Below are 17429 nucleotides of genomic sequence, written 5' to 3'. Positions count from 1 at the left end.
CGACATCACATATACGAAAAAATCCCCACCTCTGCAAAATTAGGAGTGGGGATATTACTTGTGGGAAAACTAGGAGCTTAAATTACAGCATTCAGATCAACACCAAAAATGCCAGCCTGGGCGATCGCCTGGGGAGAACCAGCTTCAAACACACTGGAGGAAATCCAGTTCCAGTCAGCACTAGAGTTCCAAACACCAATTTGATTAGTGTTGAGGTTTTGCCACAGCACTTGGTTAACCCCTTGTACAGTTTCCGCCGCTAGGGCTTGCCAGTTACCGAGGTTGTTGTCAAAGGCTTCCCCAAGGTATTTGATTGGTGTGGTTAAATCATCCCCAGATTGGACGTAGTAATTACCCAAGATGCCTTCCAGGAGAGTTGTAGAACCTTGGTTTTCCACGGTCGTCAGGCGATCGCCAAGGAGGTCATCGTTGTTGATGTCAATCTGGAAGGTAACTTCTGCTTCCAGAGTATTGAAGGAATTGGTAGGCCAAGTTTGCGAAGAAATCCAGTTCCAGTTGGAGTCGGCATTCCAAACACCAATCTGACCAAGGTTGGGATTTTGCCAAAGCACTTGATTGATGCCATTGACCGTTTCTGCTTCCAAAATTTGCCAATTGCCAAAGGTGCCACTGGCAAAGGGTTGATTGTTAAATTTAAGCTGTACTTCATCACCCCCAGGAAGTAGGACAAAGAAGAAGCCATTTTCGGCCATTACGCCAATTTCGTTGGCGATCGGCTCAACGGGGGAAGCAAGGTTAAGGCCGACAATTATGGGGTCATGGTCTGAGGAGCGATAGGGAACCGTACCATCAAAAATATTGACATCCCGCCCAAAGTCGAGGTTGTAGTCCAGGGCATCTGCTTCATCGGCGTTGATCCCCCATTCTGTTGCGCCAGTTACCTGTGCTGCCAAGCTAGCACTGGCAAAGGCATAGTCCAGGGTACCGGTTTGACCATCAAAGACATAGGACGTATTGGTCCCGCCACTGAACTGGGCCCCGAGATTGACATAACCAGCGCTTTCCAGAGCTTTAATGGGATCTTCCTGGGCGTAGGCATTATAGTCACCTAAAAGCAGATAATCCGAATCATTTACCCCGGTGGGATTGGTATTGAGCCATGTCACTAACTCCTGGGCAGCTTTGGTGCGGGTATCGTTCCAGAAGCCCTGACCATCATTTTGATCAGAATCGGGATTACCGGCATCGCCAGCAGTTAAACCGGAAGCACCTTTGGATTTAAAGTGATTGACCACTGCGGTGAAGGTTTCACCCGTAACTAAATCCCGGAAGGTTTGGGCCACCGTTGGACGGTTGCGGTTTTCGCCAGTGTTATTGGGGTCAAGGAAAGCCTGGGTATTTAAAATGGCAGCATCCCCGACCAGACTGACCGCACTAACTTTGTAAATCAGACCAACGGCGATCGCATCGGTGCCAAGAAACTGAGTACCGGGATTGACCCAATTGTAAGTTCCTGCGCCGGCCACCGCATTAAGCTCATTAACCAAGTTTTCAATAGCATTGCCACTGGAGCCGGGGAGAAAATCATTTTCTAGTTCCGCTAGGCCTAACACATCGGCATCGATCGCCAGTAAGGCGGTAACCAGTTTGTCCGTTTGGCGATCAAATTCCGCAGTGGTGTCTGCCCCACGGGGATCTTGACCAATGGCCGTGCTTACACCGGACAGGTCGATGGTCTTGAAGTAGTTGAGGACATTGAAGCCCGTTACCTTCAGGGAACCGCCAACATTTTCTGGTGTGACAGGGCGATCGTTCACCTTAGTAAACTGATTTGTCCCATCTACAGCAGAGCGCACCCGCCAAGTAGCTCCACTGGAAGCGTTACCTGCCCACTGGTAGCTGAGAACGCCAGTGAGGTTATTGATTGTGTCGCCCATGCGAATATCACTAGCGGTGCTGAAGCTGGAACCAAAACCATCCAGATTGCTAATTTCTGCGTTCTGCACACTCAGGCCATCATCGTAGGTAATGGTGCGAGCACCGATTTCCTCTCGGTATGCCCCATAGCCTGCCACATTAGCATCATTAAACTGGGTGAATTGTTGGGGACGACCGCCTTGGCTGAGTTTGATTTCATTAAAGCGATCGAGATTAAACATTTCCGTAATCGTCAGGGTATCAGTGAATTTCACCAACATCCCTTCAAAAGCTTCCAGATCGGGCTGGGGCGTTCCCCCCTGACTCTCGGTGGTACCGGCAGTGGGCAGGGTAATATTCGCAGCGGTCGGTAAGGTGTTGCCGGAACTAATTACCGTGATGTTGGTGATCGTATCAATCTGAGTTTCACCAAAGAATTCATCAACGGTTCCTGTAATTTGAACCTTGTCGCCAACGTTAACATCGGTAATGAAGTTGCCGTTCTCAAAGATGAAAATCCCTTCTGAAGTAGCAACATTCCCATCAACATCTGCATCTTCTTCCTGAACGTAGAAGCCCCGCAGATTGCGACTGATATCCCCATCTCCGTCTTGGAAGTCTCCCACCACGATCGCCTCAATCGTCACAACATTGTTGACTAAGGGACTCGCAGTACCAGTGCCTTGAATCTCATGGATTTTAACTATAGTGGGATCGACACCTGTGATGTAGATACTGGGGTTACCGATATCACCCCCCGTTGAGGCGTAGGAGTTTTGGGCATCATCTACTGAAGACAGCACCCAATCGGCATCAATTTCCTGATCTGCTAATTGGTCAGCCGATATCCAGCCACTGGAATTTTGAGTACGGATGGTGCCAGAAAAATCTTGATCTCCGTAGGTGAGACGATCTACTAAGTTACCGGTAGCATCGTACAGGTTAATTTCATCACTACGACCTAAATTTTGGCTAAGTCCTCCAATAATTTTAGCTGTTGCCGGCAAGTTCCAAGCTGTTCGGAATGTCTCGGCGTCTGCCTCCGTTAAAATCACCGACTCACCCGGTTGCACTACCCCAAAAGCACTCAGGTCAACTGAACCTGCAACTCGCCCACTGTCGGAAAAACTCCAACCTGTCATATCCACAGACGACGTATCAATGTTGGTAAACTCGATAAATTCGCCGTCAGCGCCAGAGTACATAAACTCAGTAATTTGGAGCCTGGAGACGGTAATGGGAGTGTCATTGTCCTCGATGTTTACCGTAGCGCTGGAGGCACTGGTAGCCACATCATAATTGGCTGTGTCCGTTAGGGTGATTACGATGGACTCTGTGGATTCGATAATCACGTCATCAATGGGATTAATCGAGATCTTGACTTGGGACTGACCCGCCGGAATCGTTACTGTTGTGGGATCAATGGCAGCGTAGTCCGTACCGTTAGCCGCATCGCCGCTAATGCTATAGGTCACATCCAAGGCGGTTGAGGTATCACCTGTGCGGAGAATGGTGAACTCCCCCGGAGTGGGGCCATTTTCGGAACCTGTAGCTCCTGTGGCTGCAATTCCCACCGTTGTATTTGAGCTGACAGAGCCGGCGATCGCCCCCGGGGAACCGTTTAAAATAACGCCTTCACCGGCATCAATCACACTGAAGGCTCCATTGCTACCCACGGTACTTAGGTTAGCGACGCTGGGGTTGCCGAGGGCATTATCGAATGTGCTAAAGGGAGAGGTGGATGGAGATGAGCCAAAGGTTACCCCTGTGATTAGTGAACCCGTGGCATCAAATAAATTAATCGCATCTCCACCAGTGCCCAAACCGGGCCCACCGTAGGTACCGATCGCCAAGCCAGCGGGGGCTGTCCCACCAAACCAAAGATCAATAAAGGCGGTGATCGTGTTGGCATCACCATCCACAAAGACCACCGATTGACCCGGGGCAATGTTGGTTACACCAGCAAGGGCGGAAGCATTGGCAAAGCTGGCGGAATCGTCATCAACCTTCCAGCCTGTGATGTCAATTGCATTGGCACCAGTATTGGTGACTTCAAACCAGTCTGCCCCCACAGAGCTATTACCACTGGACCAGGGTGCAACCTCAGAGATAATTAGGTCGGAAATTCCGGCAGTATTAGTAATATCAAGGGTGAAGGTGGTGATGGCATCGGGAGTATTGCCCAGGGTCGCATCATCCACGGCGATCGTCACTTCATAACTGGATTGGGTGGAAAAATCTAGAACAGTACCAGCCTTAAGGAACAACCCATTCCCGACAATTTCAAAGTTGCTAGCATCGGCTCCCGATAAACTCAACGTATTGGTTCCCAGGGAATCATCACCAATAATAATATTGCCGAGTTTAATCGCCGAGGTGGTATTAGCATTTTCCAATAAATTATTTACTCCATTGGCCACACTGACCGTCACCGGAGCCGCATTGTTGAAGACATAGTCCGCAGGGGCATAAACCCACACTTGGGGATGATTCCCATCGCCGCCGCCGCTTTCACTGGTGATGTAGAGCAGGCCATCATTGTCTAGGGTTACTCCCTCAAAACCTTGGTTTGTGACCGATAGGGGGTTATCGGCATCGGCATTAATCACCAATTCACTCAGGATATTACCGGAGCGATCAACTTCCACCAACCTGCCATCTTCCTGACCCAGCACCAGCAAATTGTTGGCGATCGCCCCACTGACAAAGCTGGAATTAGCCAGGGCAAAGACATCGGCAATATCGGTCATCCCGAGGAGAGCCGGATCAAATAAATTGCTGGAGTCCTGTGTGGTAGGAGAACCATTGCTGGCTGTACCGGCACCGAAATCAATGGTGGTTTGGAAAATGCCTTGGGGATTAACTTCCTTGACGAAAATAAAACCACCGGTTACGGGATCTTTGGAAACTCCTTCTAAACCAATGTTGCCCACCGTGGTGCCCAAGGTGACCGCCTGGACATCGGCCCGGCTTAGGGTTCCTCCCGCCGCATAGGTAAATAGATTGGCTTGGCGTAGCCGCTCTTCCACCAGCACAAACTGACCATTGCCCACGTAGGTTAATCCTTCGGGGTCAGCAAAGTCCCCCGCCGTCAAGGTCATGGAGCTTATCAGTTGACCTCGCTTATCAATCTCAACGATCGCCGTTCCTTCATCCCCCAACACAAAAAGGGTGTTGGTATCGGGATTGTAGGTAATGGCGGAAACCTCCAGGGCTAGCTCACTGCCAGCAGGGGGGGCCACTGTCCGGGTGGGAACAGGGAGGTCATAGCGACCAATGCGGACATAGGTAGACAAGTCTAGTCCATTAGTTCCACCAGCACTAAAACTGGCGATCGGCCAAGATGGTGTAGCAGTTGCATTCACATTTGCCGCGTCATCATCCAGGGCATCTACTCCACTAAAAGTCCACTCAGACGCATTGAAAGTGCTGCTCGGAAGGGCGCCATTGTTGCGATAGGCCCAACCGTCAAGGTGTTCCCAGGGCCTGCCAGTACCGTCTATACCAATTTCGCCAAATACATCAACAATTGAACCATTTTCAAAAAGAATTATTGTATCGTCCCCATTTATATTCGCTACACCATCGGTAAAGTTGGGATTAAACCCAAAAAAGCTATTAAATCCTGATGTCTCACTGGCAACGTAAATGTAATCCCCTGCCGTTGCAGAGCCGGAGAGGGTAAATTCTGGGCCGGTGCTCGCATTGCCATTGGTGGCGGCTTCAATGCCATACATACTGAGATCGGCAATGTCAGCTAGGACGTATAACTCGATCGCCTTCGGGAGTCCACCGGGCAGTGGTCCGTCAATAATACCGGTAATAATTAAGTTAGACACGTCAAAAATCTCCTCCAATAGTAGTCAAGTTCTAAGTGAAAATGTCAGTTAATGTGGGCAAAACGGAAAACTCCCTGGTTATTAAGCTAAAAATGCTTGCCAGGGAGTATGGCTCTAATCGTTTTGATGATTAGACTAAAACGGAGTCAGCCGTGGTTAGGACGGTAGTTGGGATACCAAAAATTTCAGCTTGGGCGATCGCCTGGGGAGAACCAGCTTCAAATACATTGGAGGAAATCCAGTTCCAATCAGCACTAGAGTTCCAAACACCGATTTGGTTGGTGTCGAGATTTTGCCACAGCACTTGATTAACCCCTTGTACAGTTTCCGCCGCTAGGGCTTGCCAGTTACCGAGGTTGTTGTCAAAAGCCTCCCCTAGGTATTTGATTGGTGTGGTTAAATCATCCCCAGATTGGACGTAGTAATTACCCAAGATGCCTTCCAGCAGACTGACGTTGCCCTGGTTTTCCACGGTCGTCAGGCGATCGCCAAGGAGGTCATCGTTGTTGATGTCAATCTGGAAGGTAACCTCTGCTTCCAGAGTATTGAAGGAATTGGTAGGCCAAGTTTGCGAAGAAATCCAGTTCCAGTTGGAGTCGGCATTCCAAACACCAATCTGACCAAGGTTGGGATTTTGCCAAAGCACTTGATTGATGCCGTTGACCGTTTCTGCTTCCAAAATTTGCCAATTGCCAAAGGTGCCACTGGCAAAGGGTTGATTGTTAAATTTAAGCTGTACTTCATCGCCCCCAGGAAGTAGGACAAAGAAGAAGCCGTTTTCGGCCACTACTCCAATCTCATTGGCGATTGGGTCAACGGGCCCAGTGGAATCAATAACAGTATCCACACGGAAGGCTAGATTTTGGATTCGGACATCAAATTCCGGGGAAGTGTCTGCCTGATTAAATGCAGTCTCCAGGCTATTGAAGTTGGCTGCTAAATACTCCGCTAGGACATCTTGCTCGGAACCATCGGGGGCAAAGGTGGCCAGGCCGGTGCGGGGAGCATCCGCTGGCAGAACCAAATCCACCAAATCAACAGATTCACCACTGGGGAAAGGATAGCCATCACCACCATTGGCCAAAAATCCCAGGGTGACCATGCGGAAGGTGCGGCTAGGATCTCCGACCAATTCACCATTACGCACAACAACATCCAGGTCATTGCCGGCCTCATCTTCGATCGCCAGGGAAAGAACACGATCGCCAGGGGCACGGTTGAGGTCAAAACTGAAGGCAAAGCCACTGACTTGGGGAAAACGACCCTGTTGGTTGGTGCCATCACTGGCCGCTACCCCGTGTTCCACCAGGGCTAATAATTCAGCCGCAGTAACGGTGATCAAGCTCAAGCCATTGTTAAAGCTAAGGGCATTGGCAATGTCGGTTTCAGAAATACCGCCTGCGGGTTTAACAATATTGCCCTCTGCATCGGTAACAGCTTCGTTGGGAAGTCGCTCTGGTTCTCCGGTACCGCCGGTGGGGACTAGAATCCGACCGATATCATCCCGAATACCGCCCCCATTTTTCAGGGAGATAACCACAGAGGAATCGATGGTTTTGGCGATCGCCAGGTTGGCATCGGCGGTGAGGTTGCCTAAGTTGGTTTCCTGTTGGCGAATGGCCGGGCGTGAACCTTCAAGATAGACATTACTAACGCCAAAGACATTACTTTCCTTGGCAACAATGACTTCCCGCAGTTGGTCGACAATGGCTTGAATTTCTGGGTCGATCAATCCAGCGGCATTGAGATCCGCTACCCCTTGGTCGTCGGTGGCGTAGGCTCCACTGATATTGGGATCATAGCTCTCAGGAATAATGATCCCGTTTTCATTGAAGTCAATGACTAAGCGACCAAGATATTTGTAGTTACCATCGGTGTTGACCACTGCTACAGGGTTACCGTCGGCATCGGTTTTGATAATAGGGTAAATACCTTGGGCACTGTCCCCAGCCCGGAGGCGATCGTTTTCATCCAACAGACGGGTGTTGGAACCACCGGCTACAATGATGTCAACATGCTTCAACCGAACAGCTAATTCCTGCTCAATGGCAATTTGTTGCATGTGGGCCAGAAGCACCACTTTATTCAGACCGGGATTAGCAGCGAGTAACCCATCAACGTCCGCTTGAATTTCCGCCGCCAAAGCATCTAGCTGTTCAGGGGTTGGAACACCGTTAAAGGGTTGAGGATTAACCGTTACGCCACCGGGGCTAGAAATAGTAGTAATGGTGGGGGTAGTGGCCCCGACAATGCCAATTTTTTCGCCATTGACATCAATTACCGTAGTGGCGGCGATGCTGTTGGGCTGAGGGGCTTGATGGTCAGGCACCACTAAACCAGAAAGATTGCCATCGGTGGTGAAATCAAGGTTACTGCTCAGGTAAGGGAAGTTAGTACCGGGGAAGTTATCTTCACCATTACCACCGATCAAATCCTGGATTAATGCCGTCCCCAAATCGAATTCATGGTTACCAAAGGCGATCGCCTGGAATCCTAATTCGTTTTGAATCAAAATATCGGCCCGACCCACACCGCCAAACACATCTTCCGAAGCGGATAGGAACAAACCAGGAATGTAGGCATCGCCGGAGGAGAGAATCAAGGTGTTGGCAAAGCCCGCAGTACCGTCATTATCAATGTCTTGCTGGACAAGAGCATTGAGTACAGCGGAAAAACGGGGAATATCATCCAATGCGGGAACTCCGGCTTCTTGGTCAGCAGCATGGAATAACTGCAACCGGAAGGGCTGGGGAGTAGGTACGTTAACTTCAAAAACAGCAGTCGTGTTGCTAACCTCATTAGTCACCACCAGCAATGGTTTGCCATTGGGACTATCGGCGGCATTAATGAAAATCAATCCTTCTGGGCCGGAATCGGTCAGATTGGACTCAGGATCAACAGTAAAGTCCCGGGGGTTAATATATTGAACAAACTCAGGGGATTGGGGGGTGGTCACGTCATAAACCATCACACCGCCAATGCGCTCTAGCCCCACAAAGGCGTAGGTACGGCCATCAATGGTGCCCACTGTTACCCCTTCCGGTTCGGGGCCTTTATTATCACTACGATTGTCTAGGTCATTATTGTCGTTACTGGCATTGAAAAAGTCGGGGATGGCTTCGGCAATAATGCGCTCAAAATCTTCGCCACTGTCGTAAACCAAATTGCCGCTGCTGTTCCAAATGGAAAAGGAACGAGAACCATAGACATAAAGTTCATCAAAATCCCCGTCCCCATCGGTGTCCCCTAACTTGGTGGTTACCGTCAGACGGCCAATGGCGGGATCGGCCTGCAACTCAGCGGCATTGGGAAAGGCGATGGGATCTAGAACTAAATCTTTAATCCGGGCCTCTTCAATAAAAATATCTCCTTCGCCATCAAAGGGAGGGGGTAAAAGGTCATCATCAGAGGGACGATTGCGGGCATCCCCTTCGTTGGCAGTGATGTAATAGGTCTGGTCACCAACGGCGAAAGAAGCAATGCTATCGGGCATGTACATCCCGAATATGGGCCAGTTTTGAATATTGATCCCACCATCACGATCACTGGCATCCAATCCATTACCGGGCAAGCTATGGTCTTTAAAACCGAGGGGCAAAATCGCTTCCACGGTGGTGGTGGCAATATCAATTAGAGCGACAGAGTTATTCTCCTGTAAAGTTACCCAGGCTTTGGTTCCATCACCGCTGAAGGCAATATATTCGGGCTCTAAATCCTCCGCTACGGTACTTTCTCGGACAACGTTACCGTCAGCATCAAAAATTTGCCCCAAAAATCTGACGCCGGCGGATTGTAATTCGGCTTTTTGAGCATTAAAACCGTCAAAAGTGGCATTCTGGGCAACTAAATTAGTAAATCCCCCGGTAATATCAACAATACTTACTGAACCAACGGGGTCAACTGTGTAGCTTTCGTTAGGTTCCCCTTCGTTGGCAGTCAAAATTTTGGTTCCATCAGGGCTGAAGGTAACCATGTCCGGCAGAAAGCCCACTGAGACTTTGCCCAAAAAAGCCCCTGTGGTTGCATCAAAAAACTGCACTTGACCAGCTTCTTGGTTATTCAAATCATCTCGAATTGCCAGAGATACAGCCACAATTCCCGCACTGGGAGTGCCGGCCTTACCCACTGCCACACTGTTGGGCACAGGACTGAAACCAGGGGGAATGCCATCGAAATTTAGGGCTAAATCTTCAATCTTGACGGGGTTAGTGGGGTCGGCTAAATCTAGAATTTCAATCACGTCACCGGCGACCACAAATAGGCGCTTAGTACCGGGGTCGAAGGCGGGAATTTCTGCCCCGTTGCTACTGGCAAAGCCGCCAATTTTGCTAATCAAACTAACGCCGCTGTTAATGGTCATAATTGCTTTAGAAATTTCTCAATCAGGAAAAAGTGGGGCAAAACCTTCAATCGGTGCTGGCGATCGCCAACGGACAGCAAAATTCCCCATCGGTGAAGGACGATCACTTGGCCCCGCTCCAGTTTTTCATAGAGAAATTAAGAAAAACTTATGGTTAGACTATGAAAAGGTTAAGCAAATTTGCTAACTCTAGGGAAAGTTGAAGTAAAACCGCCATTGTCAACGGGGAACGAAAAAGCTAAGCTCAAGGGCGGCACTTTACTGTGCAAATTCTGCGAAAAATCCTCGGCGGGATCGACAATTTTTGAAAAATTCCTAGATTATCTATGCAACAACGTGGCGTAACAATTTGGTTAACGGGACTGAGTGGAGCGGGGAAAACCACTATTACCCACGCATTGGAAAAGAAATTACGGGACAGCGGTTACCGTCTGGAAGTGCTAGACGGTGATGTAGTGCGTACCAACTTGACCAAAGGACTCGGTTTTAGCAAGGAAGACCGGGACACCAATATTCGCCGTATTGGTTTTGTGTCCCATTTGCTCACCCGCAACGGTGTGATCGTCTTGGTTTCCGCCATTTCTCCCTACGCAGCCATCCGTCAGGAAGTGAAACACACCATTGGGGATTTTCTCGAAGTGTTTGTCAATGCGCCCTTGGCTGTTTGCGAGGAGCGGGATGTGAAGGGTTTATATGCCAAAGCCCGCAGTGGAGAAATTAAAGGTTTCACTGGCATTGATGACCCCTATGAGCCCCCCACCAATCCCGATGTGGAATGCCGCACCGACCTAGAGGAACTGGATGAAAGCGTGGGCAAAATCTGGCAGAAGCTAGTAGATCTAAAATATATCGAGGGCTAAGGCGAACTTAACACCGGTCAATCTCTCTAGGTGGGAGAATGCTTGCGTTAGGATTGTCTGTGGTTAAGCCCGATCGCCAAGGGATTAGTCCCTTATTTCCCCGTAAAGTTGAATACTTTTCTAGTCGCACATATTGCAATGGAGGCAATGAATAGCAGTGAATCCCATTGAGTTGATGCAAAAGGGCGGCGTGGCCATGTGGCCCCTGCTTCTCCTATCGATTTTGTCCGTCAGCACCATCATCGAGAGGTTGTGGTTTTGGGGCCAAGTCATTCTCAAAAGCTCCCAAACGGCTTCCCGTATTTTAGACACGGCGGCCCGGGATTGGGATACGGCCATTCGAGTCGCCCAGGACAGTCGTCGTTTTCCCATTGCTAAATATCTGTTGGCTCCATTGCGTTTGCCCCACCCAGACCCAGAGGTTTTTCACCTGGCGTTGGAGTCGGCGGCGGACGATCAATTGGCTCTCATGCGGCGGGGAGACAAAATTCTGGAAGCCATTATTGCCCTGTCCCCCCTATTGGGACTGTTGGGTACCGTGTTGGGTTTGATCCAATCCCTTAGTTCCATCCAAATTAGCGATTTGGGTACAGCTTCCACCGCTGGAGTCACCCTTGGTATTGGGGAAGCACTGATTTCCACAGCGGCCGGTTTGATCATAGCCATTGTTAGTTTGGCCTTTTACCGTGTGTTTCAGGGGCTATGGTTCAACCAAATGCGAGTCTTCCGTAAAGTAGGCAGTGAACTAGAGGTGCTCTATCGCCAACGCTGGTTTGAAGAGGAAATGGCCTACGATGACGGCCTAACCCCCAGCCCGGAAGCGGAAAGTTTGCCCCAATAGTTTTGCTGGAATCAACTTTTCCAGGCTTGTTAGGATTGGGGAGGTTGATTGAGCCTATTTTTAGGCATCTTCCCCAGGATTGAGTCCGGTTTTTTCTCCTTCCCATCACCATGGCATCTTCCCCTAAAGCCCCCAAGTCCCACCGTAAATTCCAGTCCATTTACCATCCCACCCGTCCCCTGTCCCTCTGGCAGGATAACCAACATGACCAGGGGGAAGTGCGCATTGAGATTATTCCCCTGATTGACGTTGTTTTCTGTATTCTGACCTTTTTTATCCTGGGGGCGGTGGGGCTATCCCGACAACAAGCCATTAGTTTAGATTTACCCCGAGCTAGCACTGGGGCTCCCCAAATGCGGGAAATGTTTATGGTGAGCCTGGACGATCTGGGGCAACTTTATGTGGAAAAACAGCCGGTAAGCCAGGAGCAGATGGTTAGTGCCCTGCAAAATTATCACCAATACAATCCCAGCGGTTTGATTGTGCTCCATGCTTCCCGCAATGCCAGTTATAACGATGTGGTGCAATTACTGGATACTCTGCGAACCGTGGGCGGCGATCGGGTGGCTTTAGCGACTTTACCCGGCGATGGCCAAACTCCCTCGGGCATGAACCCCAATAGCTTTAATAATCCTAATTTGGGATTACCGGGCATGACTCCGGGCAACGCATTCCCCAATGGTGCCAATCCGGGAATGTCCAATTTTAATAACTCGAATCCTGGGGGTTCCGGTGCGGGCGTCCCTAATTTTAGTAACACTCCCTTACCAGGTATGCCCGATGCCAATGGCAATGTGTCTCCCAATCCTGGTATGAATCCTGGTTTTCCCGGTGGAGGCGCCATGAGCCCTGACCCCAACTCCCAATCGCCCAATTTACCTGGGATGGGTAACACCGTGCCCAGTGCCCCCCAACAGTAATTGATTGATAGTAATTGGCTGAAACTGCATTGCCTATGATTTCGGCTCGACAATTGGCCTTTTTGATTCTGCGAGACATCAATCGCCGGGATAGTTACACTGATGTGGCCATTGACCGGGCTTTGCAAAAACATCCATTGTCTCCCCCCGATCGCCGTTTTTGTACGGAATTGGTGTACGGAGTGGTACGCAGACAAAGAACCCTAGACTGTTTAATTGAACAACTTGGCGATCGCCCCATTGGTAAGCAACCTCCGGATTTAAGACGGATTGTGCAACTGGGACTATATCAACTGCGTTACCTAGACCAGGTACCGGCTTCAGCGGCGGTCAATACCGGTGTGGATTTGGCCAAGGCCAATGGCTTAAAGGGATTAAGTAAAGTTGTCAACGGTATGTTGCGTCGCTACCAACGGGCGGAGGAACAGGGAAAGAACATTTTAGACCAGGAAAAAATCAGTTTGGGGGAGCAATATAGTTTTCCCGATTGGTTAATGGAGTTATTCGAGCAAACCTGGGGCAAGGCAGAAACGGAATCTCTCTGTGCCTATTTCAATCAAAATCCTTCCCTAGATCTACGCATTAACCCGTTAAAAACTAGCAGAGTAGAAGTGGCCCAAAGCCTAGCGGAACTTAATCTAACCACCACGGCAATGGCAGGTTTGCCCCAGGGTTTAAGATTGGGCGGAAAAACCGGGGCCATCACCCAACTGCCAGGGTTTGCGGAGGGTTGGTGGACAGTGCAGGATGCCAGTGCCCAATGGGTGGCCCAAATCCTTAATCCCCAACCGGAGGAAACTATTTTTGATGTTTGTGCGGCCCCCGGCGGCAAAACCACCCACATAGCCGAGTTGATGGGAGATCAAGGACAAATTTATGCTGGCGATCGCCATGGTTGGCGGTTACAAAAATTGGCCGTTACCCAACAAAGATTGGGACTAACCAGCATTAAAATTTGGGAAGGAGATTTAACTCAACCGGGAGTCAAACCTCCTGTGGAATTGGTGGATCGAGCTTTGCTGGATGTGCCCTGTTCTGGCCTAGGAACTCTCCATCGCAATCCGGACCTGCGGTGGCGACAAACTCCCGCTACCATTGCCACCCTTCTGCCCCTCCAGCAGGCTCTATTAAAGGCGATCGCCCCTCTAGTGAAATCCGGTGGCACCCTGGTTTACTCCACCTGCACCTTGAATCCGGCGGAAAATGAAGCTCAGATTGAACGGTTTTTGCAAGATCATGAAGATTGGCGATCGGAGCCTTTTGAGTGGACTAGTCCCCAAGGTCAAACTAACTCGGTAACATCAGGGATGCTGACTATCTTGCCCCATCACCACCACCAAGATGGTTTTTTCATTGCAAATTTGAAGAAAGCTTAACAATCCTAACGGCGATCGACTCTTCCCCCCCACAATAGAAACAGTGAATCAAAATTCTGGCCAGGGGATCAACGCCTCAAAAGTAATATATGGGACTTATTTCTTGGTCGGGAACTTTAGCTGAGTTAACTGTACCATTCCATCCCTGGGGGGTAATGCGCCATGACAAAAACTGCTAAAACTAAACAACTACTCAAAATTCTGATTGGGGCCGCCTGGCTAGATGGGGTAATCGAAGTCGAAGAAAGGCAATATCTACGCCGCTTAGCGGCAGGATATGAACTAGAAAATGATCTGGAATTACAGACCCTTTTGTCAGAACTAAAATCCGTAGAAGCACCCCAATGTTATGCCTGGGTAAATGAGTATTTAGGAGATTATCCCAGTGAGCAGGAATATTCCGAATTGCTAGAAGCATTAAGTGGTCTGCTCTATAGTGACGGCGATATTCAAACCCAAGAAGCCCAGTTGCTTGCCTCCCTGCAGGAATCAGATCCTGGCCATGGCCACCCCAAATCGTCCCTTGATAAATTTCTCGGTAAGGTCCAGCGGCTTTACCTTCGGGCCGTACAAAAGGCAGGTTAGGTTTTTTCACTTGGGCTTATTGAGAGCAAACATGATGACTTGGTTGACCATTCCGTTTTTAATTCTGGGGTTAGGCATTTTAGTGGCGGGGGCAGAAATTTTAGTCAAAGGGGCTTCCCGCATTGCCTTGATGGCGGGGCTTTCTCCCTTAATTATTGGTTTAACCATTGTGGCCTACGGTACGAGTATGCCGGAAATGGTGGTTAGTCTCCAAGCGGCGATCGCCGGCCAGGCCGATATTTCCATTGGCAATGTGGTGGGCAGTAATATTTTCAATGTGTTGTTGATACTGGGGGTCTGTTCCATCATTACACCCCTTATTGTGGCCCAACAGTTAATTCGCTTAGATATTCCCATTTTGATTGGGGTCTCTGGACTGTTGCTAATGTTTGGTTGGGATGGGCAAATTAGTCGAGTTGATGGCGTAATTTTAGCCAGTGGAGCCATTCTCTACACAACTTTTCTGATCCGGCAAAGTAAAAAAGAAAATAACCCCGATGTCACCGAAGAATACCTCAAAGAATTTGGGGAACCTGTGCCTAAAACCGGCAAACAGATATTCATTCAAATTGCTTATGTTGTAGGGGGCGTTGCCCTGCTTGTGTTGGGGTCTAGCTTATTAGTGAAAAGCTCCGTGGCCATTGCCAAAAGCCTAGGCATCAGTGAATTAGTAATTGGTTTAACCCTAATTGCGGCGGGGACTTCTTTGCCAGAATTGGCCACTTCTGTAGTGGCTAGTTACCGGGGGGAGCGGGATATTGCGGTGGGTAATGTGGTGGGCAGTAATATTTTTAATATTTTGGCCGTATTGGGTTTTGCCGCCATTTTTTCCCCCAACGGTATCCAGGTTTCTAACTCTGCTTTTAACTTTGATATTCCTGTGATGTTTGCCGTTGCCCTAGTTTGTTTGCCTGTCTTTATTACCGGCAGATTAATTGACCGCTGGGAGGGCTTTTTATTCCTGTTCTATTACATTGCCTACACTGCCTATTTGGTGCTTGATGCTACCCACAATCAGAATTTACATATATTTAATAATGTGATTCTTTTTGTGGTTATTCCCGCAACGGCGATCGCCCTAGGACTATCCCTTATCCCCGATTTAGTGAGGGGGAAAAAAAACGATACCGGAATCTAATTTCCACCAAAGCCCATTGGGCACCGGATAATTTGCCTTGACTGATATGCTCCCACCCGTTTAAACGATTGACAATCCAACGATTAAACCTTTGACCCTAGTAAGGGTTCTGTTTTGACCTTTCAGATAGACCAGGGGGAATGGGCAACACAGGGAACTTCAGGGGTAAAAACGTTAAGCTAAAACAGAACTGGGCACTCTGCCTGGGGTTGACTGTTTGGGAGCAAATTGGTTGCCATGTTACGTCTCATCACCCAGTCCGGTGACATTGTTCAGGAGTTGCGACGTTTACATCATCGTCCCGTTCCTTCCCCCTGGCCGGTCATGGCCCAGGTGGTGGCGGCGATGGAGCATTGGGCTGCCATGGACCAGGATGCTCCCCCCAGAGTTAGTGGAGCGGAGTTGGATGCGGCTTATCAACGCATTAGCCAGGAAAAATTGTCGGTGATTCGCCAGGCTTGCGCTGCCCTGGAGCAGGTTTACCGCCCGCAACTGCCCAAGACCCAAGTAAGCTTTCCGGAAGATGGCACAGTGCGGGGACAAAGGTTTTATCCGGTCAGAAGAGCTGGTTTTTATCTAGAAGCAAAAAGGGGCGATGCCCTGGGCAATTTACTCCGCCAGGGGATGTTGGCCAAGACTGTGGGGGTGGCGGAACGGGTTTTGGTGACGGAAACCATTAGTTCGACTATTTTGGTGGCGGCCCAGGAAATGGGCATTGAAGAAATTTATCTGGCCGCTGGGGTGCCGGCGATCGCCATGCTGACCTGGGGAGCAAAAAATATTGCCCCGGTGGAGTCCATTACAGGGGCAGGCTGCCCAAGGGTGATGGCGGCTAAACAATTGGTGAGTGGTGTGGTAACCATTGACCAAACCCTGGCTAGGACAAATTTAATGGTGCTAGCGGACGGTGAAGCTAACGGACAATGGCTAGCCCTGGATTTGTTAGCCCATGCCGAACAATATCCCAATGCCAGCGCAGTGCTACTGACCGATCGCCTGGAGTTGGGGGAAGAGGTGATTCAATCAGTCAATCGCTATTGTCGGGAGCAGGAACATTCTGTACATACGGAAAAGGCTTTGGCCCATTACGGCCTAGTGGCGATCGTCGAAGACCTAGAGGCCTGTGGAAGTTGGATCAATGAGTTTTGCCCCCATATTTTACTGTTAGCCATGGAAGACCCCTGGACCATGGTGGAGAAAGTTCAGCGAGCCAGGGAAATTTACATCGGCCACCGCAGTCCGAGCATTTTGGGTCATTACCTCAGTGGGGCCAACCGTCTGCAAACCCAGGATGGGGCCATGGCCACCGCTAGTGAATTGGCATTCCATTGTTTTCTGCGCTCCAGTCAATTACTCGACTACGGCAATAATCCACCGCCCCCTTGGTTAAAGGATTTGGTCAATTGGCAAGGCCTGACGGCGATCGAGGAACGCTTGGGGCAATTGGGTCGACTCAAGGAAAGTTAGAAAAGTATAGTAGTTTCAAATAAGGCTGAGACGCTAAACGCCACAGTAAGAACGGATAATTTCATCAAGAGACGTGTCAATAGGAGCGTACATTCTAGCTCGTTTCAAGGCACTAAAGTCATGCTCAATATCATTTAAATCAGGAGAATATTTCGGCAAAAAAAG

General features: G+C 49.5%; 11 protein-coding genes. 8 read left to right on the top strand and 3 right to left on the bottom strand.

Features of this window, described 5'->3' with window-relative positions; translation table 11 throughout:
* Positions 1-77 precede the first annotated feature (77 nt).
* Both H6G46_RS05465 and H6G46_RS05460 read right to left on the bottom strand, forming a co-directional pair.
* Complete coding sequence (locus H6G46_RS05465) at positions 78-5717, bottom strand: ExeM/NucH family extracellular endonuclease (RefSeq protein ID WP_010871584.1); 5640 nt, start codon at positions 5715-5717, stop codon at positions 78-80.
* 130 nt (positions 5718-5847) lie between these two features.
* Positions 5848-10077, bottom strand: coding sequence for a choice-of-anchor I family protein (locus H6G46_RS05460; RefSeq protein WP_010871585.1), 4230 nt, complete (start codon positions 10075-10077; stop codon positions 5848-5850).
* Positions 10078-10109: 32 nt separating this feature from the next.
* On the opposite strand from H6G46_RS05460, the gene H6G46_RS18625 reads away from it, so the two are divergent.
* From H6G46_RS18625 to H6G46_RS05430, 8 genes are all read left to right on the top strand, one after another.
* Positions 10110-10235, top strand: coding sequence for a hypothetical protein (locus H6G46_RS18625; protein WP_255345277.1), 126 nt, complete (start codon positions 10110-10112; stop codon positions 10233-10235).
* 168 nt (positions 10236-10403) lie between these two features.
* On the top strand, positions 10404-10937 hold the full coding sequence (gene cysC / locus H6G46_RS05455) for an adenylyl-sulfate kinase (protein WP_010871586.1): 534 nt from the start codon (positions 10404-10406) through the stop codon (positions 10935-10937).
* A 157-nt stretch (positions 10938-11094) separates the two neighbouring features.
* Positions 11095-11778, top strand: a complete 684-nt coding sequence (locus tag H6G46_RS05450; RefSeq protein ID WP_010871587.1) for a MotA/TolQ/ExbB proton channel family protein — start codon at positions 11095-11097, stop codon at positions 11776-11778.
* Positions 11779-11888: 110 nt separating this feature from the next.
* Complete coding sequence (locus H6G46_RS05445) at positions 11889-12698, top strand: biopolymer transporter ExbD (protein ID WP_010871588.1); 810 nt, start codon at positions 11889-11891, stop codon at positions 12696-12698.
* A gap of 35 nt (positions 12699-12733) precedes the next feature.
* Complete coding sequence (gene rsmB, locus H6G46_RS05440; protein WP_010871589.1) at positions 12734-14074, top strand: 16S rRNA (cytosine(967)-C(5))-methyltransferase RsmB; 1341 nt, start codon at positions 12734-12736, stop codon at positions 14072-14074.
* A gap of 162 nt (positions 14075-14236) precedes the next feature.
* Positions 14237-14659, top strand: a complete 423-nt coding sequence (locus H6G46_RS18290) for a TerB family tellurite resistance protein (RefSeq protein WP_010871590.1) — start codon at positions 14237-14239, stop codon at positions 14657-14659.
* Between the two features lie 34 nt (positions 14660-14693).
* Positions 14694-15797 (top strand): calcium/sodium antiporter, encoded by a 1104-nt coding sequence (locus tag H6G46_RS05435; RefSeq protein ID WP_020861429.1) that lies wholly within the window; start codon positions 14694-14696, stop codon positions 15795-15797.
* Positions 15798-16034: 237 nt separating this feature from the next.
* A complete protein-coding gene (locus H6G46_RS05430) occupies positions 16035-17264 on the top strand; it encodes a histidinol dehydrogenase (RefSeq protein WP_010871592.1) in 1230 nt (409 codons plus the stop codon).
* Positions 17265-17297: 33 nt separating this feature from the next.
* On the opposite strand, the gene H6G46_RS05425 is transcribed toward H6G46_RS05430, so the two are convergent.
* Positions 17298-17429: transposase (locus tag H6G46_RS05425; RefSeq protein ID WP_190759818.1), on the bottom strand; the 132-nt coding region annotated here is incomplete at its 5' end.

The sequence above is a fragment of the Synechocystis sp. FACHB-908 genome (assembly GCF_014698595.1).
GTDB lineage: Bacteria > Cyanobacteriota > Cyanobacteriia > Cyanobacteriales > Microcystaceae > Synechocystis.
The sequence above is the reverse complement of the archived record's forward strand: the minus strand, read 5'-3'. Positions and strand labels throughout refer to the sequence as shown.

Coding starts and splice junctions, on each gene's coding strand:
- H6G46_RS05460 (WP_010871585.1), bottom strand. CDS start 10,077: ATGACCATTAACAGCGGCGTTAGTTTGATTAGCAAAATTGGCGGCTTT.
- cysC (WP_010871586.1), top strand. CDS start 10,404: ATGCAACAACGTGGCGTAACAATTTGGTTAACGGGACTGAGTGGAGCG.
- H6G46_RS05445 (WP_010871588.1), top strand. CDS start 11,889: ATGGCATCTTCCCCTAAAGCCCCCAAGTCCCACCGTAAATTCCAGTCC.
- rsmB (WP_010871589.1), top strand. CDS start 12,734: ATGATTTCGGCTCGACAATTGGCCTTTTTGATTCTGCGAGACATCAAT.
- H6G46_RS18290 (WP_010871590.1), top strand. CDS start 14,237: ATGACAAAAACTGCTAAAACTAAACAACTACTCAAAATTCTGATTGGG.
- H6G46_RS05435 (WP_020861429.1), top strand. CDS start 14,694: ATGACTTGGTTGACCATTCCGTTTTTAATTCTGGGGTTAGGCATTTTA.
- H6G46_RS05430 (WP_010871592.1), top strand. CDS start 16,035: ATGTTACGTCTCATCACCCAGTCCGGTGACATTGTTCAGGAGTTGCGA.